Raw genomic sequence first — 26,341 nt, 5'->3', positions numbered from 1 at the left:
TTAGGCGAACCGAAAACCGGGACGCAATGTTCCGGTCCCGAAAATTACGACCGGAAGGCCAGATGGCAGATACCGCACCTGAACCGAGACTGATAACCGAAACTGGCATCGACCAGCGCATTGCCGAGATCATCGAACCCGTTCTGGCGGGTATGGGATATGTTCTGGTGCGGGTCAGGCTCTCCAATCAGAACGGCATGACATTACAGGTCATGGCGGAACGAGAAGACGGCACAATGACCGTCGAGGACTGCGAAGCCATCTCAATGGCCATTTCACCTGTTCTTGATGTGGAAGATCCGGTCGATAAAGCGTATCATCTGGAAGTGTCCTCGCCCGGTATCGACCGACCGATGGTTCGCAAATCCGATTTCACCCGCTGGCAGGGCCATCTGGTGAAGGTAGAAACGTCGATCCTCGTCGAGAACCGCAAGCGGTTTCGCGGCAAGATCATCGAGGTCGATGCGGACGGCTTCAAGCTGGAACGCGACCAGATCGCCTATGGCGAAGAACCGACAGTCAACATTCCGTTCAGCGCGCTTTCCGACGCGAAGCTCATTCTGACGGACGATCTTATTCGTGACGCGCTGCGGGCAGACAAGGCGGCAAAGGCCGCTGCCGCAAACCAGAACGACGAAGACGAAGCAGACGAAGACTAATCCCAACGTAAAGCCCGGAACAACGGGCGACCAACGCAACTTGCGACTTACGGAGACAGAAAAATGGCAGTGAGTGCTAACCGGCTTGAGCTTCTGCAGATCGCCGATGCTGTGGCGCGCGAAAAGGTCATCGACCGTGAAATCGTGCTTGCCGCAATGGCCGACGCTATCCAGAAGGCCGCCCGCTCGCGCTATGGCTCGGAAACCAACATTCGCGCCGACATCAACTCAAAGACCGGCGAAATCCGCCTGCAGCGTCTTCTGGAAGTTGTCGAGGTCGCAGAAGACTATGGCACGCAGATCCCGCTGGAACTGGCGCGCGACCGTAACGTGGATGCCAAGATCGGCGACTTCATCGCCGACCCGCTGCCGCCGATGGATTTCGGTCGTATCGCCGCACAGTCCGCAAAGCAGGTCATCGTGCAGAAGGTCCGCGAAGCAGAGCGCGACCGCCAATATGACGAATTCAAGGATCGTATCGGCGAAATTGTCAACGGTACCGTCAAGCGTGTCGAATACGGCAACGTCATCGTCGATCTCGGTCGCGGCGAAGGTATCATCCGTCGTGACGAGATGATCCCGCGCGAAAACATGCGTTATGGCGATCGCGTCCGTGCTTACGTCTATGACGTTCGCCGCGAACAGCGCGGCCCGCAGATTTTCCTGTCGCGTACGCATCCGCAGTTCATGGTGAAGCTCTTCACCATGGAAGTTCCGGAAATCTACGACGGCATCATCCAGATCAAGTCGGTTGCCCGTGACCCGGGCTCGCGCGCCAAGATCGCCGTCATCTCGAACGATTCTTCGATCGATCCCGTCGGCGCCTGCGTCGGTATGCGCGGTTCGCGCGTTCAGGCGGTTGTCGGCGAACTGCAGGGCGAAAAGATCGACATCATTCCCTGGAGCCAGGAACCGGCATCCTTCATCGTTAACGCCCTGCAGCCGGCGGAAGTCGCGAAGGTCGTTCTCGATGAAGAGGCAGAACGCATCGAAGTGGTCGTTCCGGACGAGCAGCTTTCGCTCGCCATCGGCCGTCGCGGCCAGAACGTTCGCCTAGCGTCGCAGCTGACCGGCTGGGACATCGACATCATGACCGAGCAGGAAGAATCCGAGCGTCGTCAGAAGGAATTCAACGAGCGTACGGGCCTGTTCATGGAAGCCCTCGACGTCGACGAAATGGTCGGCCAGGTGCTTGCATCGGAAGGCTTCGCGCAGGTTGAAGAACTGGCTTACGTCGATCTCGACGAAATTGCTTCCATCGACGGCTTCGACGAAGACACCGCCAACGAAATCCAGACCCGCGCCCGCGAATATCTGGAGCGCCTGGAAGCCGAAATGGATGCCAAGCGCAAGGAGCTCGGTGTTTCCGACGAATTGCGCCAGATCGACGGCCTCACCTCGCAGATGATGGTGGCGCTCGGTGAAGAAGGCATCAAGTCCATAGAGGATTTCGCAGGTTGCGCCGCAGACGATCTGGTTGGCTGGAGCGAACGCAAGGACGGCGAAACCAAGAAGTTCGAAGGCATCTTCTCGAAGCTCGACGTGTCGCGCGTCGAAGCTGAAAACATGGTTCTTCAGGCGCGCCTTCTGGCCGGCTGGATCACCGAAGAAGAACTGGCTGCGGAACAGCAGGCTGCCGAAGAGGCCGATGCTGCCGAGGAGGCGGATACCGCCGAGCAGGAATGATTTCGCAGGCGCATGAGCCGGAAGACGTGGCCGAAGAGGCTGAGGTCGAAGGCAACGTCAATGGACGTATGTGCATTGTGACACGGCAAAGCGGATCGCCGGATGAGCTGATCCGCTTCGTCGCAGGCCCGAACGGAAGCGTCGTACCGGACCTGAAACGCCAATTGCCGGGGCGCGGATGCTGGGTGAAAGCCGAGCGCGCCCTGATAGAGAAAGCCATTGCGAAGAAACTTTTCGCAAGGGCTCTCAAACGCGACGTCAAGGCCGGTCCGGAACTTCTCGTTCTGGTCGACAGGCTGATGGCGCAGCAGGTTGCCGGGATGATGAACATGGCGCGCAAGGCCGGCCAGTTCATCAGCGGCGCGATGAAAGTCGACGCGGCTGTCCGCTCCGGAAACGCCATTGCGGTGTTCCATGCGACCGATGCAGCCGCCGATGGCGTGAGAAAACTTGACCAGGCTCGCAAGGCCTGGGCTCTCGGCAGCAATGCCGGACATGAAATTCCGTCCTTCCGGCTCTTTAGCGGCGCCGAAATGGACGAGTTGATGGGCCAGAATGCTTTTATCCATGCCTGCGCGCTTGCGGGACAGGCGGGTGAGGGTGTAGTGAAGCGCGCAACGATGCTTGAGCAGTACCGCCACGGCGGTCAGCCCGAAGCGGAACGCGTCGCTGCCCGGACAGAACAATGACGCGGTTACCGGATATGAACGGTCGCCGCGTTCCGATGCAGCAATTGAACGACGAGACCTGATGGACGTCATCCGGCTCTCGTCCGAAGGAACGGGAACGGAATGACCGACAACAACGACGACAAGACACTCAACGCACCTGCCAAGAAGACTCTTACCCTGAAACCGGGCGGGATGAATCAGGGCACGGTTCGTCAGGATATGGGTCGAGGTCGCACCAACGCGGTTGTCGTGGAGACACGTAAACGCCGCCCCATGCGTCCCGAAGACGAGAAGCAGGGCACGCACGCCCCGGCGGCTCAGACCCCGAAACCCGCAGCTCCGGTTGCCGCAGCCGCACCGCGTCCGCAGGCTCCCCAGCAACGCATTCATCAGCCGGCCCAGCAGCAGCGCCCGGGTTCTTCCCAGTCGCAGCAGCGCCCCGGTTCGTCTGCTCCACAGCGTCAGCCTGAACGGCCGCGTGGCAATGTGCTGCATGACCTTTCCGCTGGCGAAATGGATGCACGCCGCAGGGCTCTCGCAGAAGCTCAGGCGCGCGACATACTCGAAGCCAAGCAGCGCGCCGAAGATGAAGCTCGCCGCAAGGCCGAAGAAGAAATTCGCATCGCCGCCGAAAAAGAAGAGGCTGTCCGCCGCGCTGCTGAAGAAGCCGCCGCTGCCAAGCTGGCCGCTACTCAGGTCGTTACCGAAGACAAATCGGAACGCCCGGCCGAAAGGACTGCTCCGGCTGTTCAGCCTTCCCGTCAGGATGCACGTCCGCAATCCGCACGTCCCGCCGCGCCTGTGGCTGCCCCGGCCGCTGTGCTGCCGGGTCGCGGCGCTCCGGGCGGACGCCGTGCCGCTGGCGAAGATGAAGACGATCGCGGTGCACGCCGCGGCGGTGGCATGCCTGTACGTGGCAAGGTCGCCGCTCCGGCGCCTGCCAAGCCGGCCGCCCGTCTCAAGACCGAAGAAGAGCGTCGCCGTGGAAAGCTGACCGTCACTTCCAATCTGGAAGAAGATGGTAGCCAGGCGCGCGGCCGTTCGATGGCATCCATGCGCCGCAGGCAGGAAAAATTCCGCCGCAGCCAGATGCAGGAAGTCCGCGAAAAGGTTATGCGCGAAGTGATCCTGCCGGAAACCATCACTATTCAGGAACTGTCGCAGCGCATGTCCGAACGTGCCGTCGATGTCATCAAGTTCCTGATGAAGGAAGGTCAGATGATGAAGCCCGGCGACGTGATCGACGCCGATCTGGCGGAACTGATCGCTGTTGAATTCGGTCATACCGTCAAGCGTGTTTCGGAATCCGACGTCGAAGAAGGCATCTTCAACCAGGCTGATGACGAAGGCGAAATGGTTTCCCGTCCGCCGGTCGTCACCATCATGGGTCACGTCGACCACGGCAAAACCTCGTTGCTCGACGCCATCCGTCAGGCGAACGTCGTTGCTGGCGAAGCCGGTGGCATTACCCAGCATATCGGCGCCTATCAGGTCGAGAAGAACGGGCAGAAGATTACCTTCATCGACACACCCGGCCACGCAGCCTTCACGGCGATGCGTGCCCGTGGTGCGCAGGCAACGGACATCGCCATCCTGGTGGTTGCCGCCGATGACAGCGTGATGCCGCAGACGATTGAATCCATCAATCACGCCAAGGCAGCCAACGTGCCGATCATCGTTGCGATCAACAAGATCGACAAGCACGAGGCAAACCCGGAAAAGGTTCGCCAGCAGCTTCTGCAGCATGAAGTGTTCGTGGAATCCATGGGCGGTGAAGTGCTGGACGTGGAAGTGTCGGCCAAGAAGCATCTGGGCCTCGACAAGCTGCTGGAAGCGATCCTGCTGCAGGCCGAAATTCTCGACCTCAAGGCAGATCCGAGCCGCACCGCCGAAGGTACCGTCATCGAAGCGGAACTCGACCGTGGCCGTGGCGCCGTGGCAACCGTTCTCGTCCAGAAGGGTACGCTGAAGCCCGGTCAGATCATCGTTGCCGGCGATCAGTGGGGCCGCGTTCGCGCACTCGTCAACGACAAGGGCGAACACGTCAAGGAAGCCGGTCCGGCGATGCCCGTCGAGATCCTCGGCCTCTCCGGTACGCCGTCCGCTGGTGACAGGTTCGCCGTGGTCGAGAACGAAAGCCGCGCCCGCGAGATTTCCGAATACCGTCAGCGTCTGGCACGCGACAAGGCCGTGGCTCGCCAGACTGGCCAGCGTGGTTCGCTGGAACAGATGATGAGCCAGCTGCAGACGTCCGGCATGAAGGAATTCCCGCTGGTCATCAAGGCAGACGTGCAGGGTTCGGTCGAAGCGATCATCGCATCGCTCGACAAGCTCGGCACGGACGAGGTTCGGGCTCGTATCGTCCACTCGGGCGCCGGTGCGATCACGGAATCGGATATCTCGCTTGCAGAGGCATCCAACGCCGCGATCATCGGCTTCAACGTCCGTGCAAACGCGCAGGCCCGTACGGCCTCCGAACGCGCCGGCATCGAAATCCGCTACTACAACATCATCTACGATCTGGTGGATGACGTGAAGGCAGCGATGTCGGGCCTGCTCTCGCCGGAACGTCGCGAGACTTTCCTCGGCAACGCGGAAATCCTCGAAGTGTTCAACATCACCAAGGTCGGCAAGGTCGCGGGTTGCCGCGTTACCGAGGGCAAGGTGGAACGTGGTGCAGGTGTACGCCTCATCCGCGACAACGTTGTCATTCACGAAGGCAAGCTCAAGACGCTCAAGCGCTTCAAGGACGAAGTGGCAGAAGTGCCGGTCGGTCAGGAATGCGGTATGGCGTTCGAAAACTACGAAGATATCCGCGCAGGCGATATCATCGAGTGCTTCCGTGTCGAACACGTCACCAGAACGCTCTAAGCGTCTGGCTGAAGCACACATAAAAATCACAGTCGGGCGCCGGCAAGCCGGCGCCCGATTGTTTATAGCGCCCTCAATCACTCGAAGCGTGCAAAGGTCGCTGCATCACTCTGAAACTGTGCGTCGCTGCTGTTGGAAATCAATTTCGATTCCCGGGCCGATGCGGTAGATTTGCACATGCGATCCTCGAACAAAAATGATCGAGGGGAGATGTGCAGGGGCAAAAGAAATGGCAAAAGCAACATCATCGGCTCCTTCCCAGCGTATGCTGCGCGTCGGCGAACAGGTTCGCGCGGCCGTCACGCAAATCCTGCAACGCGGTGAAGTCCGCGACGATCTTATCGAAAAGACCGTGATCTCGATTTCGGAAGTGCGCATGTCGCCGGACCTGAAGATTGCGACGGCCTATGTGACGCCGCTTGGCGTTGCCGATCACACCGGCACCATCGACGCACTCAACCGTCACGCCAAATTCATCCGTGGCCGTCTTGGTCCGCAGCTCAGGCAGATGAAGTACATGCCGGAGCTACGTTTCCGCGACGATACGAGTTTCGACAACTACCAGAAGATCGACGCACTCCTGCGTTCGCCGGAAGTCAGCCGCGATCTCGGCACGTCTACAGACAAAGACGAAGAATAGAACCTAAAGCATGTCCAAACCACGCAAGCAGCAGTCCCGTAAACCCAAGGGCCGCCCGGTTTCCGGCTGGCTTATCCTCGACAAGCCGCTCGATTTCGGCTCGACCGAAGCCGTGTCCAAGATCAAGTGGCTGTTCAATGCCCAGAAGGCCGGTCACGCCGGTACGCTCGATCCATTGGCGTCAGGCATGTTGCCGATCGCACTTGGCGATGCCACCAAGACCGTTCCTTACGTCATGGACGGCCGCAAGATCTACGAATTCACCGTGACGTGGGGCGAAGAGCGCACGACGGATGACCTCGAGGGAGAAGCCGTCGAAACGTCCGAGGTGCGCCCGTCGGAACAGGCGATCCGCGATATCCTGCCGAACTACACCGGCACGATCATGCAGACGCCGCCGCAGTTTTCGGCCATCAAGATTGCCGGTGAACGCGCCTACGATCTGGCACGCGATGGCGAAACGGTTGAAATCCCTGCTCGTGAGGTGGAAATTCACCGCCTGACGCTGCTTGCTTGTGACGCCGACACCGCACATTTCGAAGTGGAATGCGGCAAAGGCACCTATGTGCGGGCGCTGGCACGGGACATGGGCCGTGACCTTGGCTGTTTCGGCCATATCTCGGAGCTGCGTCGCACGATGGTCGCGCCTTTCGGCGAGGACATGATGGTGCCGCTCGAAAAGCTCATAGAGCTGGAAGCCATCGAAGATCGTGATGCGCGACTGGACGCCCTCGATGCCTTTCTGATCGATACGGCGCAAGCACTGTCCTCCCTGCCCCAGCTCATCATCAACGATGATCAGGCTCACCGCTTGAAAATGGGCAATCCCATTCTGCTGCGCGGTCGCGATGCGCCTGCCGATCACCCGGAAGCCTATGCTACCGCACGCGGCAAGCTGGTTGCCATCGGCGAGATCGGCCAGGGCGAATTCCGTCCGAAACGCGTTTTCGGCTGAAACGGGCTCCATCTATTCGTGTGGTGCGTTTCCAGACGGAAAACCGCTTCACACTTTTCCTGGAAACGCTCGGGGAGGCGGCTGTCAATCGCCTCTTTCAATTATACCCATAATGGTTTATAGGCTGCGCCAGCTTGGGCGCATGCCTGCGCTACCGAATGGCCTGAGCTGGACGACATCCCGGCTCTAGGCGTCCCGTTTTTCCTTAAAATAGAAAGGATCGTCCGATGTCGATTACTGCAGAGCGCAAAGCCGCCCTCATCAAGGAATACGCAACGAAGGAAGGCGACACCGGTTCGCCGGAAGTTCAGGTTGCCATCCTGACCGAGCGGATCAACAACCTGACGGAACACTTCAAGGGCCACAAGAAGGACAACCACTCACGTCGTGGCCTTCTAACGCTCGTTTCCAGCCGCCGTTCGCTTCTCGACTATCTGAAGAAGAAGGACGACGCTCGTTACACGAAGCTGATCAGCGCCCTCGGCATTCGCCGCTAAAAATCTTCCGGCGGGTTTTCGTTACGATACCCGCCGGTTTTTCTATCCGGATCATTCCGGATTTCTTGTTTCTCGGAGCTTTTCTGAAAAAGCGTTCCGAAGCTGAGGTGGCCCGGATGGGCCGGAGCCGCCTTGTAACCGACGACCTGTCATGGGGCAGGATTGCCGGATGCTTTGGCCAGATTTTCTGGCATACCGCGCTTGCAGAAGCCGTCGGTTAAAGCCTCCCGCTGTCTTGCCCGTGATTGTGTCTCAGCGCTGCCCGGTTCTGGCATCTCGCCGGAATTGCAGCCAAGATTAAGGACAAGATATGTTCAATCAACACTCCGTGGAAATCGAATGGGCAGGCCGCCCGCTGAAGCTTGAGACAGGCAAGGTTGCCCGCCAGGCTGACGGCGCCGTCATCGCCACCTACGGTGAGACGATGGTTCTTGCGACCGTTGTTTCCGCAAAGTCTCCGAAGCCGGGCCAGGACTTCTTTCCGCTGACCGTCAACTATCAGGAAAAGACCTACGCTGCCGGCAAGATCCCTGGTGGCTACTTCAAGCGTGAAGGTCGCCCGAGCGAGAACGAAACGCTGGTTTCGCGTCTGATCGACCGCCCGATCCGCCCGCTTTTCCCTGAAGGCTACAAGAACGACACGCAGGTCGTCGTCACCGTCATCCAGCACGATCTGGAAAACAACCCAGACATCCTGTCGATGGTTGCGGCTTCCGCAGCGCTGACGCTCTCCGGCGTTCCTTTCATGGGCCCAGTGGGCGGCGCGCGCGTTGGCTACATCAACGGCGAATATGTTCTGAACCCGCATCTTGACGAAATGGACGAGTCGGTCCTCGATCTCGTCGTTGCCGGTACGCAGGACGCGGTTCTGATGGTTGAGTCCGAAGCCAAGGAACTCAACGAAGAAATCATGCTCGGCGCCGTCATGTTCGGCCACCGCGGCTTCCAGCCGGTTATCGACGCGATTATCAAGCTCGCTGAAGTCGCCGCCAAGGAACCACGCGAATTCGAGCCGGAAGACTTCTCCGCTCTCGAAAACGAAATGCTCGGCATTGCCGAAGCCGAACTGCGCGACGCTTACAAGATCACCGAGAAGGCTGCCCGTTACGCAGCAGTCGACGCCGTCAAGGCAAAGGTGAAGGCGCACTTCCTGCCGGAAGACGGCGAAGCGAAGTACACGGCTGAAGAAATCGGCGCTGTCTTCAAGCACCTTCAGGCGAAGATCGTTCGCTGGAACGTTCTGGACACCAAGAGCCGTATCGACGGCCGCGACCTTTCCACCGTTCGCCCGATCGTCTCCGAAGTCGGCCTTCTGCCACGCACGCACGGCTCTGCGCTGTTCACGCGCGGTGAAACGCAGGCCATCGTCGTTGCCACGCTCGGCACCGGCGAAGACGAACAGTATGTCGACAGCCTCACCGGCATGTACAAGGAACGCTTCCTGCTGCATTACAATTTCCCGCCCTACTCGGTCGGTGAAACAGGCCGCATGGGTTCCCCGGGCCGCCGCGAAATCGGCCACGGCAAGCTGGCATGGCGCGCAATCCGCCCGATGCTGCCTTCGGCTGAGCAGTTCCCCTACACGCTGCGCGTCGTATCGGAAATCACCGAATCCAACGGTTCGTCCTCCATGGCAACCGTGTGCGGCACGTCGCTCGCACTGATGGACGCTGGTGTGCCGCTCGCAAAGCCGGTTGCAGGCATCGCCATGGGCCTGATCCTCGAAGGCGACCGCTTCGCGGTTCTCTCCGACATTCTCGGTGACGAAGATCACCTCGGCGACATGGACTTCAAGGTTGCCGGTACGGCAGACGGCATCACCTCGCTGCAGATGGACATCAAGATCGCCGGTATCACCGAAGAGATCATGAAGGTCGCTCTGGAGCAGGCAAAGGGTGGTCGTACGCACATCCTCGGCGAAATGTCCAACGCCATCTCCGAAGGCCGCGCGCAGCTCGGCGAGTTCGCACCACGCATCGAAGTCATGAACATTCCGGTCGACAAGATTCGTGAAGTCATCGGTTCGGGCGGCAAGGTCATCCGCGAAATCGTCGAAAAGACCGGCGCCAAGATCAACATCGAAGACGACGGCACCGTCAAAATCGCCTCGTCCTCGGGCAAGGAAATCGAAGCGGCCCGCAAGTGGATCCACTCCATCGTTGCTGAACCGGAAGTCGGCCAGATCTACGAAGGTACGGTCGTCAAGACCGCTGACTTCGGCGCTTTCGTCAACTTCTTCGGTGCACGTGATGGCCTGGTTCACATCTCGCAGCTCGCTTCCGAGCGCGTTGCCAAGACCTCGGACGTCGTCAAGGAAGGCGACAAGGTCTGGGTCAAGCTGATGGGCTTCGACGAGCGCGGCAAGGTCCGCCTGTCGATGAAGATCGTCGATCAGGCAACCGGCAAGGAAATCGTTGCCGAGAAGAAGAAGGAAGAGGGCGAAGCTGCTGCCGAATAAGGCTGCGCCGCCTGTCACGCATGGAGGCGCGGGAATTTCCCGCGCCTTTTTTCTATTTACCGCTTGAGGAAATCCGATGAGCCGCGACGCCGTCAAAACCCTGTTTCATCCTTTCGCCGCCGACATGCTTGAGATGCCGAAATCCGGCGAACGCGTGCTGTTTCTCGGTGCGGAAGCCGGTACGGCCCGCCCGGCCGGTTTCGATGCCGACATCGTTGCGGTTCAGAACCTGCGCCCGCTTTACAGGGCCTTGCAGGCGCAGAGCGCCGACGTGACGCCCGACATTCCCGAAGGCAGCTATGATGCTGCCCTCATCCTGTGCGGCAAGCACCGCGGGGAAAACGAGAACCGCCTTGCGGAAGCGTTGAATCGCGTCAAGGCAGGTGGCCTGATCGTGGCCGCCGGTTCCAAGGAAGATGGCATCGTAACGCTGCGCAAGACGCTGGCGAAGCTCGGCATTGAGGCCGATTCCACGCCGAAATACCATGGCGTCGCGCTCTGGTTCAAAAGGCCGGACGACGTTTCCGCTCCGGTTGCGAAATTGCAGCAGGGTGCAGTAACCGTCGAGAACCGCTTTACGGCGCTGCCTGGCATGTTCTCGCATGACCGCGTTGACGAAGGCTCAGAACTTCTCGTTTCCCGCATGCCGACGGATTTCGACGGCAACGCCGCCGATTTTGGCGCGGGCTGGGGTTATCTGTCGATCATGCTGGCGGAAAAGTCGCCGCGCACCGCCCGCATCGATCTTTTCGAGGCTGACTGGAACGCGCTCGAGTTCGCCAAGAACAATTTTCTGGAAAACAATCCACGCCTGACGACACGTTTCTTCTGGCAGGATCTGACTGCAGAGCCGCCCAAGGAAAAATACGACCTTATCATCATGAACCCGCCGTTCCACGCAGCCGGTCAGGCAGCGGAGCCAGCCCTTGGCCAGGCCTTCATCAAGGCGGCAGCAGGCGCGCTGCGCAGTGGCGGCAAGCTTCTGATGGTCGCCAATCGCGGGATGCCCTACGAGCCGGTGCTGGCCGCCGAATTCCGCTCCAGCCAGGAAGTGTGCCGTAACGCCCGCTTCAAGATCCTGAGTGCGCAGAAGTAATCAGCACGAGAAATACCGGAGCACGTCCATGTCGTTAAACGTTGGACGTGCTCATCTTTCTGTTTCCATTTTTTTCTGAAATCTGTCAGCTCAGCAACCAGGCCCAGAGTGACACCGACAGAACGCCGACGGCGGTGGATATGCTGATGGTGGAAGCAGCGACACTGTGGCCGATACCGAAACGGTTGGCGATCAGCCAGGCGTTCACACCTGTTGGCACTGAAGAGGTCAACACAAGAGCTGCTGTCCATTCGCGGCTGAGGCCAAGCAGATGGCCCATTCCCCAGACGCAGGCAGGCAGCAATAACAGCTTGAAGACCGTCATCGTCACTGCGATCCGCAAATTACCGCGAACCGTGTATTTCGTCAGCGCCATGCCGAGCGAAATCAGTGCTGCCGGACCCGCCATCGAGGCGACCTGATCGATGACCGTCTTCAGAACGGACGGTACAGGCACCGCGGAGATATTGGTCGCAAGACCGATGCAAAGGCCGATCACCAGCGGGTTGGTAATGAGATTGCGGCCGACCTGCCTGAAGACCGACCATAGGCTGCGCCTCTCGCCGCCGACTGCCTTGTGCGTGGCATTTTCCATCAGAATCGTACCTGCGATCATCATCACGGGCAGGTGAATGGCAAGCAGGATCGACAAAGCGACCAAGCCTTCATCGCCAACCGAACGACCGACAAGAGGCAGACCGATAAAGATGTTGTTGGCAAAAGCCGAGGAAATGCCAGCGATCACGGCAATACGCACATCCTGCTTGAAGACGTAGCGGGTCACGACGTGGCCGAGCGTCCATGTGACGGCGACACCGGCAAAATAGGTGATCCAGAGTCGAAACGGTGACGCCCCGTGAAAATTGGCCTCCGCCAGCGTGCGGAAGATCAGCGTCGGCACGGCGATCTTGAACACGAAATCGCTCAGAATCTCACCGGCATCCGCCTTGAACAACCCCGCCTTGACGGTCAGCCAGCCAATCAGGATGAGAATGAAAATGGGAGCGACGTTTGCGGCAACAGCGGACATAAGGAAGGAGACTTTCGCAGCCTTGGGGAGACATCTCGCTTACCCCATCTTCCCCCTGCGGACAATGCTTGCATGCCCGGCAAGTGGAAGGTTGCCGCCAGCATGGACTTACGGCTGTACCGTTTTTGACAACGCAAACGAAAAAAGCGGGGTTAAACCCCGCCTTTTGGAACCGTCATAATCCGCCAGTACATCCGTGGCGAACACAACGGTGGAGCCGGAAGACCTCATGTCTTCCTTTCTGGAACACATATGCGCCCTTCGCTCTGACACCTGGATAGCAAAGCCTTGTTACAGGGAAATGACGCGCGAAAGCTGAATGTCTATCGGCGCATGGGGCTTTTCTTGCCGCGAGAAATGTTTAAGACCAAATTCCGGATAAAAGCACGACACCGTGCGAACCGGAAAAGGGCTCATGACGAAATTCGACGTACTGACTGTCGGCAATGCTATCGTTGACATCATCTCCCGCTGCGATGATCGCTTTCTCAATGACAACGGCATCACCAAGGGCGCGATGAACCTCATCGATGCCGAGCGGGCCGAACTGCTTTATTCGCTTATGGGTCCGGCTCTCGAAGCCTCTGGCGGCAGCGCCGGAAACACGGCAGCGGGCATCGCGAATTTCGGCGGCAAGGCCGCTTATTTCGGCAAGGTCGCGAATGATCAGCTCGGCGAAATCTTCCAGCACGATATCCGTGCGCAGGGCGTCTATTTCGAAACCAGACCGGAAGGCACTTTCCCGCCAACCGCCCGTTCGATGATCTTCGTGACCGAAGACGGCGAGCGTTCCATGAACACTTATCTCGGCGCCTGCGTGGATCTGGGACCGGAAGACGTGGAAGCCAATGTGGTCGCCGATTCGAAAGTAACCTACTTCGAAGGCTATCTCTGGGATCCGCCGCGTGCCAAGGACGCTATTCGTGATTGCGCCCGTATCGCGCATGAAAACGGTCGCGAAGTCTCCATGACCCTTTCCGACAGCTTCTGCGTCGGCCGCTACCGCGACGAGTTTCTCGACCTGATGCGCTCCGGTACGGTGGACATCGTTTTCGCCAACAAGCAGGAAGCCCTGTCGCTTTATGAAACCGATGATTTCGAGCTGGCGCTTTCCAAAATCGCCGCGGACTGCAAGATCGCTGCGGTTACGATGAGCGAAGAAGGCGCTGTCATCCTGCGTGGCAACGAGCGCGTGAAGGTTGACGCTTTCCCCGTTCATGATGTCGTGGACACAACTGGCGCCGGCGATCTTTTCGCAGCTGGCTTCCTGTTCGGTTACACGCAAGATCGCTCGCTGGAAGACTGCGGCAAGCTCGGCTGCCTCGCGGCAGCGGCCGTCATCCAGCAGGTCGGACCGCGGCCCATGTCATCCCTGAAGGCGCTTGGCGACAAACACGGCCTTATTTGAAGGCTTCGCCCGGATAAGCGCCCCAGATCTCGCCCTGCGACAACCAACCATTTGCCTGGCCGGCTTCGGCCCGGCACCAGTCCCCGTTGCATTCCTTGATGATGACCTGGACACCGGGTTCGAGCTTTGCAACGACCGCCGCACCTGACTGCGGTTCACGGCGCATGTTGACATAGACATCCTTACCCTTGCCGCGCATCCACGGCGCGGCAACGGCGGTGCGTTCACCGGACAGAAGCGCCTGATTGACCCAGCCTTCGGTTCCCTCAGCATCGCGGATACGCCGCCAGTTTTCGTATTCCTGTATGATCTCAACCGGCATGCCCGACTTCATGTACATCCACGAAACCGCATAGTCCGTGCTGGGGCCGATTCGCATGTTGACGCGCTTCGACTTCAGGCTGACAAAACGAGGCAAAGGCAGGCCACTTGCGCCCTTCGCGGCACCTTGAGCACTCACCGGTGCTGAGGTGGCCGCAAGGAAAGTCAGCGATAATGCAATGCAGATCATAGAAACAACGCGACGTCTGGCCATTTCCGCTTCCTTGTCTTCCGTAAACCAAAGGATTTTCAGGGTACGCGTTTCCAGCCTCCCGCGTCGGCACGAGTTTTGTTTGTCTTCGCCGATGGGTCTGGTAGAAACGCCCTAGAGTTAAGAGAAATTATCGCTCTTTTTGGTTAATGACTTCTGAACAAGGCAGCGGCTAACGATGACCCACAAGAAGAGACCGACCGTCTATCTCACCCGCAAATTGCCGGATGTCGTCGAAACCAGAATGCGCGAGCTCTTCGATGCCGAACTGAACATCGATGACACGCTGCGCAGCGAAGATGAACTGGTTGCCGCCATGCAGCGCGTGGACGTTCTCGTCCCAACCGTGACAGACCGCGTAACCGCCGCCATGATTGAAAAGGCTGGACCGCAGCTGAAGCTGATCGCCAGTTTTTCCAACGGCATCGACCACGTGGATGTGGACGCTGCGGCGCGCAAGGGAATCACTGTCACCAACACGCCAAACGTTCTGACCGAAGACACGGCCGATATCACCATGGCGCTGGTGCTGGCCGTTCCGCGCCGCATGATCGAGGGCACACGTGTACTGGCCGGTGGTGCCGACGACTGGACAGGCTGGTCGCCAACCTGGATGCTTGGGCGACGCATCTCCGGTAAACGCATCGGCATCGTCGGCATGGGCCGCATCGGTACCGCGGTTGCCCGACGTGCGAAGGCTTTCGGCCTATCCATCCATTATCACAACCGCAAACGCGTCAATCCCGCTACGGAAGCGGAACTCGAGGCAACCTATTGGGACAGTCTCGACCAGATGCTTGCGCGCGTTGATATCGTTTCCGTCAATTGCCCGTCTACGCCCGCGACCTACCACCTGATGTCGGCGCGGCGTCTGGCGCTGATGCAGCCCACGAGCTACATCGTCAATACGGCGCGCGGCGATATCATCGATGAGGCGGCCATGATCCAGTGCCTGCGCGACGGCAAGATCGCCGGTGCGGGTCTGGACGTCTATTCGAACGAACCTGCGGTCAATCCGAAGCTCATCAAACTCGCCAAGGAAGGCAAGGTGGTGCTGCTGCCGCATATGGGATCGGCGACCATCGAAGGCCGTATCGACATGGGCGAAAAGGTCATCATCAACATCCGCACCCTTTTCGACGGACATCGCCCTCCGAACCGGGTTCTGCCTGGCCGGAACTGAGCCTCTCAGTCGAGCCGTTTCGTCATTTCGATGGATGTCGTTCGATCATAACCGGCATGGGCGTTTTCGGCAGTCTTCACAAAGCCCCACGAGGCAAAGCGGGTGTGGTTGCCGACCAGCTCGATTCGCGTTTCCAGTCGTAGCGCGGGAAGTGCAAGTTCACGCGCCAGCGCTTCCGCCCTTTCCAGCAGGCGGTACCCGATGCCCTTGCCTTGGGATGCCGACGATACGGCGAGTTTTCCGATGTACAGGCCGGCGGGTGGTTCCGGCTTGCAGAAAATGCAGCCAACGATCTCGCCGCCGTCCAGTGCGGCGAAGGCAGTTTCGTTATTTATTTTTGCGGCAAGGTTTTCCGGTGTCAGCTTATGGGCGGACGAAGGGGGATCGATAACGCCATCCATATAGGCAAAGGAAGACCGGATCAGCGCCAGGAGTTCCCCTTCGCGCGCAAATTCGCTGTCGATACGAACAACCTCAATCATGCTTTTTTTCCAGCGCCCCGGCGCTTGTAGCGGACCGTCTCGAACCGGGCCGAAAGCGCATCATATAGCAGCAGACGGCCGATCAGCGGCTCTCCCGACCCCGTGATCAGCTTGATTGCTTCCATGGCCATGATGGTGCCGATCACACCGGTAAGAGCACCAACGATACCTGTCTCGGCGCAGTTCGGAATGAGGCCCTGCGGCGGTGGGGCCGGAAACAGATCGCGGTAACCCGGCAGCAGATTCCCCCCTGGACCTACTTCATAGGGTTTCAGTACCGTCACAGAACCATCGAAGCGGCCGACCGCGCCCGTCACCAGCGGACGCCTGGCGTTCTCCGCGGCATCGGCGGCGGCATACCGCGTGTCGAAATTGTCCGAGCCATCGATCACCAGATCGAAGCTTTTCAGATGCATGTCTGCCCAGACCGGCGAGAACCGGTCCTCGTAGACCTGCACACGGACATGCGGATTAAGCCGGGCGATGGTTTTACGGGCGCTCTCGGTTTTCAGTTCACCGAGCGTGCCGGTATCATGGACCACCTGCCGCTGGAGATTGGAGAGGGACACCACATCGTCATCGATCAGGCCGATTGTTCCGACACCGGCTGCGGCCAGATAGAGAAGAAGGGGTGCACCGAGCCCACCGGCACCGATGACAAGAACACGCGCTGCTTTCAGGCGCTGCTGTCCGACCCCGCCGATTTCCGGCAGGAGGATATGGCGCTTGTAACGTTCTATTTCCTCGGAACTCAAAGGGTCCATTTCGCGCTCCCTGCCCTCATGCGGTAATACTTCCATGGGATACGTTGAAGAACTGTGCACGGTCGCCCAACGCCGAAAACATCGCCGCATCCGTGCCGGTCATGAAACTCTGGCCACCTAGCGCATGGATCAGGTCGAACAGCGCGGCGCGACGCCCCTCATCCAGATGCGCGGCAATCTCATCCAAAAGCAGAACCGGGGCGTAACCGGTCATGTTCGCCGTCAGCTGCGCGTGGGCAAGCACCAGACCGACGAGCAGGGCTTTCTGCTCGCCCGTTGAACATCGCTCCGCCTCCATGTTCTTTTCCGCGTGACGGACAAACAGATCGACCCTGTGCGGTCCGTCAAGCGTGCGGCCTGCGGCAGCGTCACGGTAACGGCCTTCACGCAGCATCTCTGCATATTCATCCTCGAGATCGACTGCCGGGCGATCGAAGGCATCATCCATGAAGCCGGATAGCGCCAGAGCGGCAGACGGAAAGGCAGCATCACCCTTGCGGGTTTCGATCAGGTTTTTCAGCAGCCCCAGCATCTCATGACGGGCAATCGCCATGGACATGCCAAGTTCCGCCATCTGCTTTTCAATGCCATCCAGCCAGACCGGATCGAAACGGCCCTCCGAAAGCAGCCGGTTTCTGCCACGCATGGCCTTGTCGAAATCACTTGCACGACGGCCATGTGCGGGATCGAGCGAAAGCACAAGACGGTCGAGAAAGCGGCGGCGATCAGAAGACGAGCCGGTGAACAGGCCATCCATGGCCGGTGTCAGCCACAGCACCCGCAGATGGTCGGTCAGCTCATCGACGGACTTCACGGGCGTCCCATTCAGCCTCAGACGTCGCGAAACAACCTCTCCATCGCCTTCGATGCCGGTTCCGATGGCGACTTCTCCGTCCATGCCGACAACATTGGCGAAGATCGAGAAACCGGCCGTGTCAGTTCCAACACGCGTCACATCGGACAGGACCGCGCGACGCAAACCGCGGCCGGGCGACAGAAAGGAAACCGCTTCCAGCAGGTTCGTCTTGCCCGAGCCGTTATCGCCGGTCAGCACGACATGACGATCATCGAGGCCAAGCGATGCTGTCGCATAGCTGCGAAAATCGGTGAGTTTCAGCCGTGTCAGAGAAACCTTGTTCGTCATGGTTACGGCCTAAAGCGAACCCGAACCGATAGCAAGATCGGAGCGCGGTTCATCGACTGAAGCGCGCCTAAACAGAAGGAAATTATTCCGCACTGGCAACTTTTCCGGCGGACCGCTATTTATGGCCAGTTCCTTTTTGCCGGTTACCCCGTTCATGCGCCTTATCGTTCCGCTTCTCCTCGCTCTCAGTTTTCTGTCCGCCTGCGCGGGGCGTCCGGGAGCAGACGTCCTGCAGGCCATCGATACAAAGGCGGGCAACACGAAAACGGTGACGGCCTATGTGGCCAGCACGCGCGATCCAGACGAATCTGGCAAAGGTTTCGGCACCGGGCGCGCCTCCTCACCCAACTACGCACGGTTCGATATCTCCATTCCGCCCTCTCACAGGAAGGGCAAAATCGAATGGCCCAACGCCAAGCCGAACCCACGAACAGATTTCGTCGTTACCCGCGCCAGCATGCTTCCAGAAACCGAATTCAATGACGACCTCGGGCATGTCCTGCGATCAGGCAGGCAGGTCGGTCTTTTCGTCCACGGCTATAATTACAGCTATCAGGAAGCCCTGTTTCGCGCCGCACAGATGGCTGCCGATGCGGACATCAATGGCGTGCCTGTCGTGTTTTCCTGGCCATCACAGGCAAACGTCACAGGCTACGTTGCCGACAAGGAATCGGCGGCTTATTCCCGTGATGCTCTGGCCGGTCTTATGCGTGATCTGACCCGTCAATCACGCAAAGGAAAGGTCGTTGTATTCGGTCACAGCATGGGTGGCTGGCTGGTGATGGAGGCGTTGCGGCAATTACGCTTCGAAGGCAAAAACGATGTCATCGCCAGACTTCAGGTCGTTCTGGCAGCACCCGACATCGACGCCGACGTGTTTCGCAAGCAGATCGAGGTGGTGGGGCGTCTTGACCCGCCGCTAACCGTTCTGGTGTCCAAGGATGACCGGGCGCTGAAAGCGTCCTCTATTCTGGGGGCGGACGTCACCCGCATCGGCGCGCTGGATGTGGAGGATCCGCAGGTTCAGGAGGCTGCGCTGAAGGAAGGCGTGCAGTTCGTCGACATTTCCAACCTTAAAGCCTCCGATCCGCTCAACCACGATCGCTATGCGGCTTTGGCGGCACTGCTGCCGCAACTGGAAGCCAACAGACGTCAGGGCGGCTCCGAAATCGGGCGGGCGGGCGCCTTTGTTTTCGACGCGCTTGGCGCCACCATCTCAAGTCCTTTCCGCCTGGCAAGCCAGGTGGTGAACCCGCAGTAGATGCGGGGTCACATGTCCTGCTGCTACCTCAGAAATCCCAGTCTTCGTCTTCCGTCGCCACGGCCTTGCCGATGACATAGGACGAACCGGAGCCGGAGAAGAAGTCATGGTTTTCATCGGCATTCGGTGAGAGCGCCGACAGGATGGCCGGATTGACCTTGCAGGCCTCTGCCGGGAAAAGCGCCTCGTAACCCAGATTCATCAAGGCCTTGTTGGCGTTGTAATGCAGGAACTTCTTGACGTCCTCGGTCAGCCCGACGCCATCGTAGAGATCCTCGGTGTACTTCGCCTCATTGTCGTAGAGTTCGAGCAGCAGATCGAAGGCGAAATCCTTGATCTCCTGACGTTCCGCTTCGCTGAGCTTCTCCAGCGCACGCTGGAACTTGTAACCGATGTAATAGCCGTGCACGGCCTCATCGCGAATGATGAGGCGGATCAGGTCCGCGGTGTTGGTGAGCTTTGCGCGGCTCGACCAGAACATCGGCAGGTAAAAGCCGGAATAGAACAGGAAGCTTTCAAGAAAGACGCTGGCGACCTTCTTCTTCAGCGGATTGCCACTGTCATATTCCCGCATGATGAGCGATGACTTGCGCTGCAGGAACTCGTTTTCCTCCGACCAGCGATAGGCGTCATCGACGTCAGGTGTCAGGCACAACGTCGAAAAGATCGAGGAATAGGAGCGCGCATGAACCGCCTCCATAAAGGAAATATTGGAGAGTACGGCCTCTTCATGCTGTGTGACCGCATCTTCCATCAGGCGTACGGCACCGACACCATTCTGGATCGTGTCCAGCAGGGTCAGCCCGGTAAAAACGCGGATGGTGAGTTTCTGCTCTTCCGGCCTCAACGTTCCCCACGAGGGGATATCGTTGGAGAGCGGCACCTTTTCCGGCAACCAGAAATTCGAGGTCAGACGGTTCCAAACCTCAAGATCCTTGTCATCTTCGATACGGTTCCAGTTGATGGCGCGCTGGCGGGAGGCGGTTTTCATGTGCATGTTCATCGTCTTTGTCTTCCCGTTTACAGCGTGCACGAAACGCAGCCCTGCACTTCCGTGCCGGACAGCGCCATCTGGCGCAGGCGGATGTAGTAAATGGTCTTGATACCCTTCTTCCAGGCATAGATCTGCGCCCGGTTGATATCGCGTGTCGTCGCGGTATCACGGAAGAACAGTGTCAGCGAAAGCCCCTGATCGACGTGCTGCGTAGCCGCCGCATAGGTATCGATGATCTTTTCAGGACCGATCTCATAGGCGTCCTGATAATATTCGAGATTATCATCAGACAGATAGGCAGCCGGATAATAAACGCGGCCGATCTTGCCTTCCTTGCGGATCTCGATCTTCGAGACAATCGGATGAATGGAGGAGGTGGAGTGGTTGATATAGGAGATAGATCCCGTCGGCGGTACGGCCTGAAGGTTCTGGTTGTAAAGACCGGACGCCATGACGGCCTCCTTCAGCGCCTGCCAGTCTTCCTGTGACGGAATGGCGATACCGGCCTTGTCGAAAAGACCCTGCACCTTCTCGGTCTGCGGCTTCCACGACCGCTCGATATATTTATCAAAATAGTCGCCGGAAGCGTATTTCGAGTTTTCGAAGCCCTTGAAGCTCTGGCCCCTTTCCACGGCCAACCGGTTGCTGGCACGAATGGCGTGATAGGTGACCGTGTAGAAATAGATGTTGGTGAAATCGATGCCTTCTTCGGAGCCGTAAAAGATCCGTTCGCGGGCCAGATATCCATGCAGGTTCATCTGACCAAGGCCGATGGCATGGCTCTCGTCATTGCCTTTCTCAACGGACGGAACAGACGAAATGTGGCTCATATCGGACACGGCGGTCAGGGCGCGGATCGATGTCTCGATGGTTTTTCCAAAGTCTGCCGAATCCATCGCCGCTGCGATGTTGAGCGAACCGAGATTGCAGGAAATATCCTTGCCCATATGCGCATAGGAAAGATCGGCGTTGAAAGTGCTCGCATCGCTGACCTGAAGAATTTCCGAGCAGAGGTTGCTCATGCTGATACGGCCCGCAATCGGGTTGGCACGGTTCACCGTGTCTTCGAACATGATATAGGGGTAACCGCTTTCGAACTGAATTTCGGCGATGACCTGAAAGAACTCGCGCGCCTTGATCTTTTTCTTACGAATGCGGCTGTCGGCGACCATCTCGTGGTATTTTTCGCTGACGGAAATCTCCGTGAACGGTACGCCGTAAACCCGCTCCACGTCGTAGGGCGAAAAGAGGTACATATCCTCGTTGTTCTTCGCCAGTTCGAAGGTGATGTCGGGGATGACGACGCCAAGCGACAGCGTCTTGATGCGGATCTTCTCGTCGGCGTTTTCGCGCTTGGTGTCGAGAAAGCGCATGATATCCGGATGATGGGCGTGCAGATAGACCGCACCCGCACCTTGCCGCGCGCCAAGCTGGTTGGCGTAGGAGAAGCTGTCCTCAAGAAGCTTCATGACCGGAATGACGCCGGAAGACTGGTTTTCGATCTGCTTGATCGGCGCGCCGGCTTCACGGATATTGGTCAATGACAACGCGACACCGCCACCGCGCTTGGAAAGCTGCAGGGCCGAATTGATCCCCCGGCCGATGCTCTCCATATTGTCTTCGATCCGCAGCAGAAAACACGAGACGAGTTCGCCGCGCTGTTTCTTTCCGGCATTGAGAAAGGTCGGGGTCGCAGGCTGAAAGCGTCCGGAGATGATCTCATCAACGAGATCGCGGGCAAGCTGCTCACTGCCCTCGGCGAGCGCCAGCGCCACCATGCAAACACGGTCTTCATATCGCTCCAGATAACGCTTCCCGTCAAAAGTCTTCAGCGTATAGGAGGTGTAATATTTGAAGGCACCGAGAAAGGTCGGGAAACGGAACTTCTTGCCATAGGCATGATCGAAGAGATCGCGAACGAAGTTGAATGAATATTGATCGAGAACTTCCTGTTCGTAATATCCCTCGGTGATCAGATAATCGAGCTTTTCCCGCAGGTTATGGAAAAAGACGGTGTTCTGATTGACGTGCTGGAGAAAATATTGCCGTGCCGCCAGCCTGTCCTTGTCAAGCTGGATTTTACCCTGCTCGTCATAGAGGTTCAGCATTGCATTCAGCGCATGGTAATCCAGCGCCGCATCCACTGGTTTTGCTCCCTTGTCGCGAAGAGCGGTCGAGGTCAGCGTATCCAAAATCGTTCCAATCCATGAGTGACGTTGGCGACATCCTCTTCCGTGCCGAGAAGCTCGAAACGATAGAGAAACGGCACCGCGCATTTGCGCGACACGATCTCTCCTGCGGAAGCGAAGGCCGCGCCAAAATTGGTGTTTCCCGCGGCAATGACGCCGCGGATGAGGGTTCGATTGGCTGGATCGTTCAGAAAGCGGATAACGGGTTTCGGCACCGCGCCTTTGGTGCCGCCTCCCCCATAGGTGGGCGTCATCAGCACATAGGGTTCCGATACACGGATAGTTTCGTCATCCACCCCAAGGGGAAGTCGAAGCGTGCGGCCACCCAGTTTCTGAACGAAGCGATGGGTGTTTTCGGATCGGCTGGAATAATAGACGATCAGTCCCATCGTCTGCGTCTTCAGGAAATCGCGCTGATCATGTCGGGACGGAAACCGGCCCAGTGCCGCTCACCCGCAATCACGACCGGAACCTGCATGTAACCAAGCCCTCTGACATGGTCGAGCGCATCCGCATCCTCCGAAATGTCGACGATTTCGTAAGCAACGCCAATGCGGTCGAGAGCACGATAGGTGGCGGTGCACTGTACGCAGGCGGGTTTGCTGTAAACGGTGACGGTCATGATTTTCTCTCTCAGAGCTGCTCGCGCGCGCAGCCAAACGGTCCCGAAGCGCTTGGCACTCGGGTAACAAGGGGTTCATTGATGAATTGGAGCGGACGAGCCGCGAACGATTATTGCCTACGCCGAAGAGCGCAGGATCTGATAAAAATGCGATGGCATGACTTCACCCCGAAGCTTTTTCGACGGGACGCAGGAAAAACGGCGAGCGCAATTCATTTGCACCAGACACCCTCCTTCCGGACACCCCGCCCGTGGACGTTTTTGCTCGAGGCAGGTCTCCTGGCTCGCGTGTCTACACATCGCTCCCGCCCTTCCCAGGGAAAACCCCAGTGGACCATATTGGAACGATGCTCACCGCTTACAGTTGCGGGGGCAGCTTCGGGTTTGATCCGCCATCATGGCTTTACGCACCGAATTCCCGTCTTAGCCTCCAACTCTTGCGAATCGGAAGAACCTTGAACACCACATATAGTATATGATGAAATTTCAGCGTCAACGTGTAGATACAACAAAGCGCCAACCGGTGCTTCAAAAAGACTCACCGCATGGTCAACAAAATCTTAAAAAGGCTAATTACAAAGGCCTTTTTGTCCCGCTAAAATTATATACCTATTCCCAGATATCGATGTGGATATCCGCAGGCCGCGCGTTTTCGATTACTCGTCGTCCGTTTGGCAGATCGTTGCCGAAAAGCTTGTCGGATATCTGCGCTTGGCTGAGGCCATACCCTACCCACCTGTCGCGAAGGCGCCGCTCAAGCACGTCTACCGCGGGACCGACGAAAATTGTCAGATCGAAGCTGGCGCTCAACCTCGTCCATGGCTCTTCATCGAGAAGCAGATAATTGCCTTCCGCCAGAATGAAACGCGTTTCGGGCGATATGGCGCGGGCGGAGGCGATGGCAATTTCTCGTTCACGATCAAAGACGGGCACCAGAACTTCTTCGCCACCCTTGCGAACAGCGGAAACGATATCCAGAAACCCGCGAACATCGAAGGTTTCAGGCGCGCCTTTTCTGGGCAGAAGTCCGCGCGCTTCCAGAATGCCGTTATCCATGTGAAAGCCATCCATGGGCAGAACGGCGGCAGTTTCCCCTTTTGCAATCAGGGCATCCAGAAGTGCATCAGCCAGAGTCGATTTGCCGGCCCCAGGGGGACCGGCAATGGCAACGATGAAGCGGGGGCTGTCCCCGGCTCGCTGGAGAACGTTCTCAACGATCGTTTCAAGCTTCAATGTCATGCGGCAAGGGTTTCCCGAGGCGGCTCTTTTGCACCGGTCATGAAGGCCACGGCATCTGACATCGAGTAGTCCTTCGGGTTGATGACGCAGAGCCGCTTTCCGAGGCGATGGATGTGGATGCGGTCCGCGACTTCGAACACATGCGGCATGTTGTGGGAAATCAGCACGATCGGAAGTCCCCTGGAGCGCACGTCCAGAATAAGCTCCAGCACACGCCGGCTTTCCTTGACACCAAGAGCCGCCGTCGGCTCATCGAGAATGACGACCTTGGAGCCGAAGGCGGCCGCACGCGCCACCGCAACGCCCTGCCGTTGACCACCCGACAATGTTTCCACCGCCTGATTGATGTTCTGGATCGTCATCAGGCCCAGTTCGGAGAGCTTGTCACGGGCAAACTTTTCCATTGCCGGGCGATCCAGAGAGCGGAAAACCCGGCCCCGGATACCAGGTTTGCGGATTTCGCGACCCAAGAACATATTATCGGCTATGGAAAGCGCCGGAGACAGCGCGAGGTTCTGGTAGACCGTTTCAATGCCAGCCTTGCGCGCCTCGATCGGCGAGCGAAAATGGACGGGTCTGCCCTCCAGCTGTATCTCTCCCTCGTCCGGCGTGATCGCACCGGAAATCGCCTTAATCAGCGACGATTTTCCCGCCCCGTTATCGCCGATGACCGCAAGGATTTCACCCGGATAGAGGTCGAAATCGGCCTGATCCAGAGCGGTCACGCGACCGTAACGCTTGACGAGATTGCGTGCAGTGAGAATGGGTTCTTGTGCCATCAGCCTGCTACCTTTCTGATCCACTGGTCGATTGCGACAGCCAAGATGATAAGGACACCGATCAACAGATAGGTCCATTGCGGGTCGGTTCCGATGAGGCGAAGACCGAGCGAGAACACGCCGACGATCAGCGCACCGAAGAGCATGCCGAGGATGGAGCCACGACCACCGAACAGCGACAGGCCACCAATCACCACTGCGGTGATGGATTCGATATTGGCGAACTGGCCGGCCGTTGGAGAAACGGAACCGATGCGGCCGATCAGAGCCCAGCCGGCAAAGGCGCAGATAATGCCCGACAAGGTATAGACGGTGACAAGCATGCGTTTGACATTCACACCCGCCAGTTCGGCGGCATCAGGATCATCACCCACCGCATAAAGATGGCGTCCCCAGGCTGTATGATTGAGCACGTACCAGAGAAGCCCGACCAGAAGCACCATGGCGATGACGCCGTAGGTGAACACGGCATTGCCGAAGCGGACGTTCTGCCCGAAGAACTGCAGGATCGGTGCCTGCTGGGCAATATCCTGAGCGCGGATCGTCTCGTTGGCGGAATAGAGGAAGTTCGTGGCCAGAACGATCTGCCACATGCCAAGCGTCACGATAAACGGCGGCAGGCGCATTCTGGAAACGAGAAGGCCGTTGATGAAGCCGCACAACGCGCCAACGGCGAAGCCACACAGGATGGCCAGTTCCGCCGGCAGGCCATAACGGAATGCGAACTGCCCCATGACCACCGAAGACAGGACCATGATGGCGCCGACCGAAAGATCGATGCCCGCGGTGAGGATGACCAGCGATTGCGCGGCGCCAACGATACCGACGATGGCCACCTGCTGCAGGATCAGTGTCAGCGAAAAGGCGGAAAAGAACTTGCCGCCAAGAATTGCGCCAAAAACGACCAGCGAAATCACCAGCACGATCAACGGCACCGCCGCCGGGCTGGAATGCAGAAAATGCTGAAGCTTTTCCAGAGGCGTCTTATCGTGCGTATCGAAAGCTGCGAGCTGCGTCGAGCTTCCTGAAAGCACTTTTTCAAATTCATTATGCGGCTGAGCACGCGCCGGCTGATCGCTCATGAATGTTCCTCCCGATCACGCTCGTCTGTCTTTGGTCCCCGCGCCTCCGAACATATGTGCGGCGGGTTTTAGCTGCAGGCCAGACAGGGGGCAAAAAAG

The 26,341-nt window shown here is 58.5% G+C and carries 24 protein-coding genes and 1 riboswitch; of the genes, 12 read left to right on the top strand and 12 right to left on the bottom strand.

Annotated elements, in window-relative coordinates:
* Positions 1-62: 62 nt before the first annotated feature.
* The 9 genes from rimP (at position 63) to N7578_RS09595 (ending at position 11,533) form a co-directional block, all read left to right on the top strand.
* Positions 63-659 (top strand): ribosome maturation factor RimP, encoded by a 597-nt coding sequence (gene rimP, locus N7578_RS09635; protein WP_311110140.1) that lies wholly within the window; start codon positions 63-65, stop codon positions 657-659.
* A gap of 63 nt (positions 660-722) precedes the next feature.
* On the top strand, positions 723-2,345 hold the full coding sequence (nusA, locus tag N7578_RS09630; RefSeq protein WP_311110139.1) for a transcription termination factor NusA: 1,623 nt from the start codon (positions 723-725) through the stop codon (positions 2,343-2,345).
* Positions 2,342-3,034: an RNA-binding protein gene (locus N7578_RS09625; RefSeq protein WP_311110138.1), complete on the top strand. Its 693-nt coding sequence runs from the start codon at positions 2,342-2,344 to the stop codon at positions 3,032-3,034. Before nusA ends, N7578_RS09625 begins: the two co-directional genes overlap by 4 nt.
* A gap of 102 nt (positions 3,035-3,136) precedes the next feature.
* Positions 3,137-5,887, top strand: a complete 2,751-nt coding sequence (gene infB / locus N7578_RS09620; RefSeq protein WP_311110137.1) for a translation initiation factor IF-2 — start codon at positions 3,137-3,139, stop codon at positions 5,885-5,887.
* Positions 5,888-6,116: 229 nt separating this feature from the next.
* On the top strand, positions 6,117-6,527 hold the full coding sequence (rbfA, locus tag N7578_RS09615) for a 30S ribosome-binding factor RbfA (protein ID WP_311110136.1): 411 nt from the start codon (positions 6,117-6,119) through the stop codon (positions 6,525-6,527).
* A gap of 10 nt (positions 6,528-6,537) precedes the next feature.
* A complete protein-coding gene (gene truB, locus N7578_RS09610; protein ID WP_311110135.1) occupies positions 6,538-7,482 on the top strand; it encodes a tRNA pseudouridine(55) synthase TruB in 945 nt (314 codons plus the stop codon).
* A gap of 227 nt (positions 7,483-7,709) precedes the next feature.
* Positions 7,710-7,979: a 30S ribosomal protein S15 gene (gene rpsO / locus N7578_RS09605; RefSeq protein ID WP_311110134.1), complete on the top strand. Its 270-nt coding sequence runs from the start codon at positions 7,710-7,712 to the stop codon at positions 7,977-7,979.
* A gap of 310 nt (positions 7,980-8,289) precedes the next feature.
* Positions 8,290-10,437 (top strand): polyribonucleotide nucleotidyltransferase, encoded by a 2,148-nt coding sequence (gene pnp / locus N7578_RS09600; protein ID WP_311110133.1) that lies wholly within the window; start codon positions 8,290-8,292, stop codon positions 10,435-10,437.
* Positions 10,438-10,513: 76 nt separating this feature from the next.
* Positions 10,514-11,533, top strand: a complete 1,020-nt coding sequence (locus tag N7578_RS09595; RefSeq protein ID WP_311110132.1) for a class I SAM-dependent methyltransferase — start codon at positions 10,514-10,516, stop codon at positions 11,531-11,533.
* A gap of 85 nt (positions 11,534-11,618) precedes the next feature.
* Here the strand turns inward: N7578_RS09595 and N7578_RS09590 are convergent, their stop codons facing one another.
* On the bottom strand, positions 11,619-12,563 hold the full coding sequence (locus N7578_RS09590; protein ID WP_311110131.1) for an AEC family transporter: 945 nt from the start codon (positions 12,561-12,563) through the stop codon (positions 11,619-11,621).
* Between the two features lie 415 nt (positions 12,564-12,978).
* Between N7578_RS09590 and N7578_RS09585 the strand changes: the two genes are divergently transcribed.
* Entirely contained in the window at positions 12,979-13,971 is a 993-nt protein-coding gene (locus N7578_RS09585) for an adenosine kinase (protein ID WP_311110130.1), read from the top strand.
* On the opposite strand, the gene N7578_RS09580 is transcribed toward N7578_RS09585, so the two are convergent.
* Positions 13,964-14,506: an SH3 domain-containing protein gene (locus N7578_RS09580; RefSeq protein ID WP_311110129.1), complete on the bottom strand. Its 543-nt coding sequence runs from the start codon at positions 14,504-14,506 to the stop codon at positions 13,964-13,966. The genes N7578_RS09585 and N7578_RS09580 overlap by 8 nt on opposite strands.
* A gap of 175 nt (positions 14,507-14,681) precedes the next feature.
* Between N7578_RS09580 and N7578_RS09575 the strand changes: the two genes are divergently transcribed.
* On the top strand, positions 14,682-15,686 hold the full coding sequence (locus N7578_RS09575; protein ID WP_311110128.1) for a D-glycerate dehydrogenase: 1,005 nt from the start codon (positions 14,682-14,684) through the stop codon (positions 15,684-15,686).
* Between the two features lie 5 nt (positions 15,687-15,691).
* On the opposite strand, the gene N7578_RS09570 is transcribed toward N7578_RS09575, so the two are convergent.
* Genes N7578_RS09570 through recF form a run of 3 tightly spaced genes read right to left on the bottom strand, consistent with a single transcriptional unit; the run spans position 15,692 to position 18,076 of the window.
* Entirely contained in the window at positions 15,692-16,168 is a 477-nt protein-coding gene (locus tag N7578_RS09570) for a GNAT family N-acetyltransferase (protein WP_311110127.1), read from the bottom strand.
* Positions 16,165-16,932 carry a molybdopterin-synthase adenylyltransferase MoeB gene (gene moeB / locus N7578_RS09565; protein ID WP_311110126.1) on the bottom strand — a complete coding sequence of 256 codons (768 nt, stop codon included), beginning with the start codon at positions 16,930-16,932 and terminating at the stop codon, positions 16,165-16,167. Before moeB ends, N7578_RS09570 begins: the two co-directional genes overlap by 4 nt.
* 16 nt (positions 16,933-16,948) lie before the next feature.
* Positions 16,949-18,076, bottom strand: a complete 1,128-nt coding sequence (gene recF / locus N7578_RS09560) for a DNA replication/repair protein RecF (protein WP_311110125.1) — start codon at positions 18,074-18,076, stop codon at positions 16,949-16,951.
* 154 nt (positions 18,077-18,230) lie between these two features.
* Here recF and N7578_RS09555 point away from each other — a divergent pair, with 154 nt between their 5' ends.
* On the top strand, positions 18,231-19,337 hold the full coding sequence (locus N7578_RS09555) for an alpha/beta hydrolase (RefSeq protein WP_311112451.1): 1,107 nt from the start codon (positions 18,231-18,233) through the stop codon (positions 19,335-19,337).
* 28 nt (positions 19,338-19,365) lie between these two features.
* Here N7578_RS09555 and nrdF read toward each other — a convergent pair whose 3' ends face one another.
* The 7 genes from nrdF to N7578_RS09520 all read right to left on the bottom strand — a co-directional run bounded on the left by nrdF (position 19,366) and on the right by N7578_RS09520 (position 26,242).
* On the bottom strand, positions 19,366-20,340 hold the full coding sequence (gene nrdF, locus N7578_RS09550; RefSeq protein WP_311110124.1) for a class 1b ribonucleoside-diphosphate reductase subunit beta: 975 nt from the start codon (positions 20,338-20,340) through the stop codon (positions 19,366-19,368).
* Positions 20,341-20,357: 17 nt separating this feature from the next.
* On the bottom strand, positions 20,358-22,523 hold the full coding sequence (gene nrdE / locus N7578_RS09545) for a class 1b ribonucleoside-diphosphate reductase subunit alpha (RefSeq protein WP_311110123.1): 2,166 nt from the start codon (positions 22,521-22,523) through the stop codon (positions 20,358-20,360).
* Positions 22,511-22,909 carry a class Ib ribonucleoside-diphosphate reductase assembly flavoprotein NrdI gene (nrdI, locus tag N7578_RS09540; protein WP_311110122.1) on the bottom strand — a complete coding sequence of 133 codons (399 nt, stop codon included), beginning with the start codon at positions 22,907-22,909 and terminating at the stop codon, positions 22,511-22,513. Before nrdI ends, nrdE begins: the two co-directional genes overlap by 13 nt.
* An 11-nt stretch (positions 22,910-22,920) precedes the next feature.
* Complete coding sequence (gene nrdH / locus N7578_RS09535) at positions 22,921-23,142, bottom strand: glutaredoxin-like protein NrdH (protein WP_311110121.1); 222 nt, start codon at positions 23,140-23,142, stop codon at positions 22,921-22,923.
* A 251-nt stretch (positions 23,143-23,393) separates the two neighbouring features.
* A riboswitch (cobalamin riboswitch) is annotated at positions 23,394-23,615 on the bottom strand.
* 136 nt (positions 23,616-23,751) lie between these two features.
* Entirely contained in the window at positions 23,752-24,381 is a 630-nt protein-coding gene (locus N7578_RS09530; protein WP_311110120.1) for a nucleoside triphosphate hydrolase, read from the bottom strand.
* Positions 24,378-25,160, bottom strand: a complete 783-nt coding sequence (locus N7578_RS09525; RefSeq protein ID WP_311110119.1) for an ATP-binding cassette domain-containing protein — start codon at positions 25,158-25,160, stop codon at positions 24,378-24,380. Before N7578_RS09525 ends, N7578_RS09530 begins: the two co-directional genes overlap by 4 nt.
* The gene (locus N7578_RS09520; protein ID WP_311110118.1) at positions 25,160-26,242 is read right to left on the bottom strand and encodes an ABC transporter permease; all 1,083 of its coding nucleotides are present in this window, start codon (positions 26,240-26,242) and stop codon (positions 25,160-25,162) included. Before N7578_RS09520 ends, N7578_RS09525 begins: the two co-directional genes overlap by 1 nt.
* Positions 26,243-26,341 lie beyond the last annotated feature (99 nt).

Origin of the sequence: Agrobacterium tumefaciens (genome assembly GCF_031801495.1) — a bacterium.
Taxonomy (GTDB): Bacteria; Pseudomonadota; Alphaproteobacteria; order Rhizobiales; family Rhizobiaceae; genus Agrobacterium; species Agrobacterium tumefaciens_K.
Note: the sequence above shows the minus strand (reverse complement) of the source record. Positions and strands in the feature narration are given on the sequence as shown.

What these genes read in the sequence shown, in the direction of transcription:
- moeB (WP_311110126.1), bottom strand. Translation starts at nt 16,932, where the DNA reads ATGGACCCTTTGAGTTCCGAGGAAATAGAACGTTACAAGCGCCATATC.
- N7578_RS09530 (WP_311110120.1), bottom strand. Translation starts at nt 24,381, where the DNA reads ATGACATTGAAGCTTGAAACGATCGTTGAGAACGTTCTCCAGCGAGCC.
- N7578_RS09625 (WP_311110138.1), top strand. Translation starts at nt 2,342, where the DNA reads ATGATTTCGCAGGCGCATGAGCCGGAAGACGTGGCCGAAGAGGCTGAG.
- N7578_RS09580 (WP_311110129.1), bottom strand. Translation starts at nt 14,506, where the DNA reads ATGGCCAGACGTCGCGTTGTTTCTATGATCTGCATTGCATTATCGCTG.
- N7578_RS09520 (WP_311110118.1), bottom strand. Translation starts at nt 26,242, where the DNA reads ATGAGCGATCAGCCGGCGCGTGCTCAGCCGCATAATGAATTTGAAAAA.
- recF (WP_311110125.1), bottom strand. Translation starts at nt 18,076, where the DNA reads ATGACGAACAAGGTTTCTCTGACACGGCTGAAACTCACCGATTTTCGC.
- nrdF (WP_311110124.1), bottom strand. Translation starts at nt 20,340, where the DNA reads ATGAACATGCACATGAAAACCGCCTCCCGCCAGCGCGCCATCAACTGG.
- N7578_RS09525 (WP_311110119.1), bottom strand. Translation starts at nt 25,160, where the DNA reads ATGGCACAAGAACCCATTCTCACTGCACGCAATCTCGTCAAGCGTTAC.
- N7578_RS09575 (WP_311110128.1), top strand. Translation starts at nt 14,682, where the DNA reads ATGACCCACAAGAAGAGACCGACCGTCTATCTCACCCGCAAATTGCCG.
- N7578_RS09590 (WP_311110131.1), bottom strand. Translation starts at nt 12,563, where the DNA reads ATGTCCGCTGTTGCCGCAAACGTCGCTCCCATTTTCATTCTCATCCTG.
- infB (WP_311110137.1), top strand. Translation starts at nt 3,137, where the DNA reads ATGACCGACAACAACGACGACAAGACACTCAACGCACCTGCCAAGAAG.
- N7578_RS09595 (WP_311110132.1), top strand. Translation starts at nt 10,514, where the DNA reads ATGAGCCGCGACGCCGTCAAAACCCTGTTTCATCCTTTCGCCGCCGAC.
- truB (WP_311110135.1), top strand. Translation starts at nt 6,538, where the DNA reads ATGTCCAAACCACGCAAGCAGCAGTCCCGTAAACCCAAGGGCCGCCCG.
- rimP (WP_311110140.1), top strand. Translation starts at nt 63, where the DNA reads ATGGCAGATACCGCACCTGAACCGAGACTGATAACCGAAACTGGCATC.
- N7578_RS09585 (WP_311110130.1), top strand. Translation starts at nt 12,979, where the DNA reads ATGACGAAATTCGACGTACTGACTGTCGGCAATGCTATCGTTGACATC.
- rpsO (WP_311110134.1), top strand. Translation starts at nt 7,710, where the DNA reads ATGTCGATTACTGCAGAGCGCAAAGCCGCCCTCATCAAGGAATACGCA.
- rbfA (WP_311110136.1), top strand. Translation starts at nt 6,117, where the DNA reads ATGGCAAAAGCAACATCATCGGCTCCTTCCCAGCGTATGCTGCGCGTC.
- nusA (WP_311110139.1), top strand. Translation starts at nt 723, where the DNA reads ATGGCAGTGAGTGCTAACCGGCTTGAGCTTCTGCAGATCGCCGATGCT.
- pnp (WP_311110133.1), top strand. Translation starts at nt 8,290, where the DNA reads ATGTTCAATCAACACTCCGTGGAAATCGAATGGGCAGGCCGCCCGCTG.
- N7578_RS09570 (WP_311110127.1), bottom strand. Translation starts at nt 16,168, where the DNA reads ATGATTGAGGTTGTTCGTATCGACAGCGAATTTGCGCGCGAAGGGGAA.
- nrdH (WP_311110121.1), bottom strand. Translation starts at nt 23,142, where the DNA reads ATGACCGTCACCGTTTACAGCAAACCCGCCTGCGTACAGTGCACCGCC.
- nrdI (WP_311110122.1), bottom strand. Translation starts at nt 22,909, where the DNA reads ATGGGACTGATCGTCTATTATTCCAGCCGATCCGAAAACACCCATCGC.
- N7578_RS09555 (WP_311112451.1), top strand. Translation starts at nt 18,231, where the DNA reads ATGCGCCTTATCGTTCCGCTTCTCCTCGCTCTCAGTTTTCTGTCCGCC.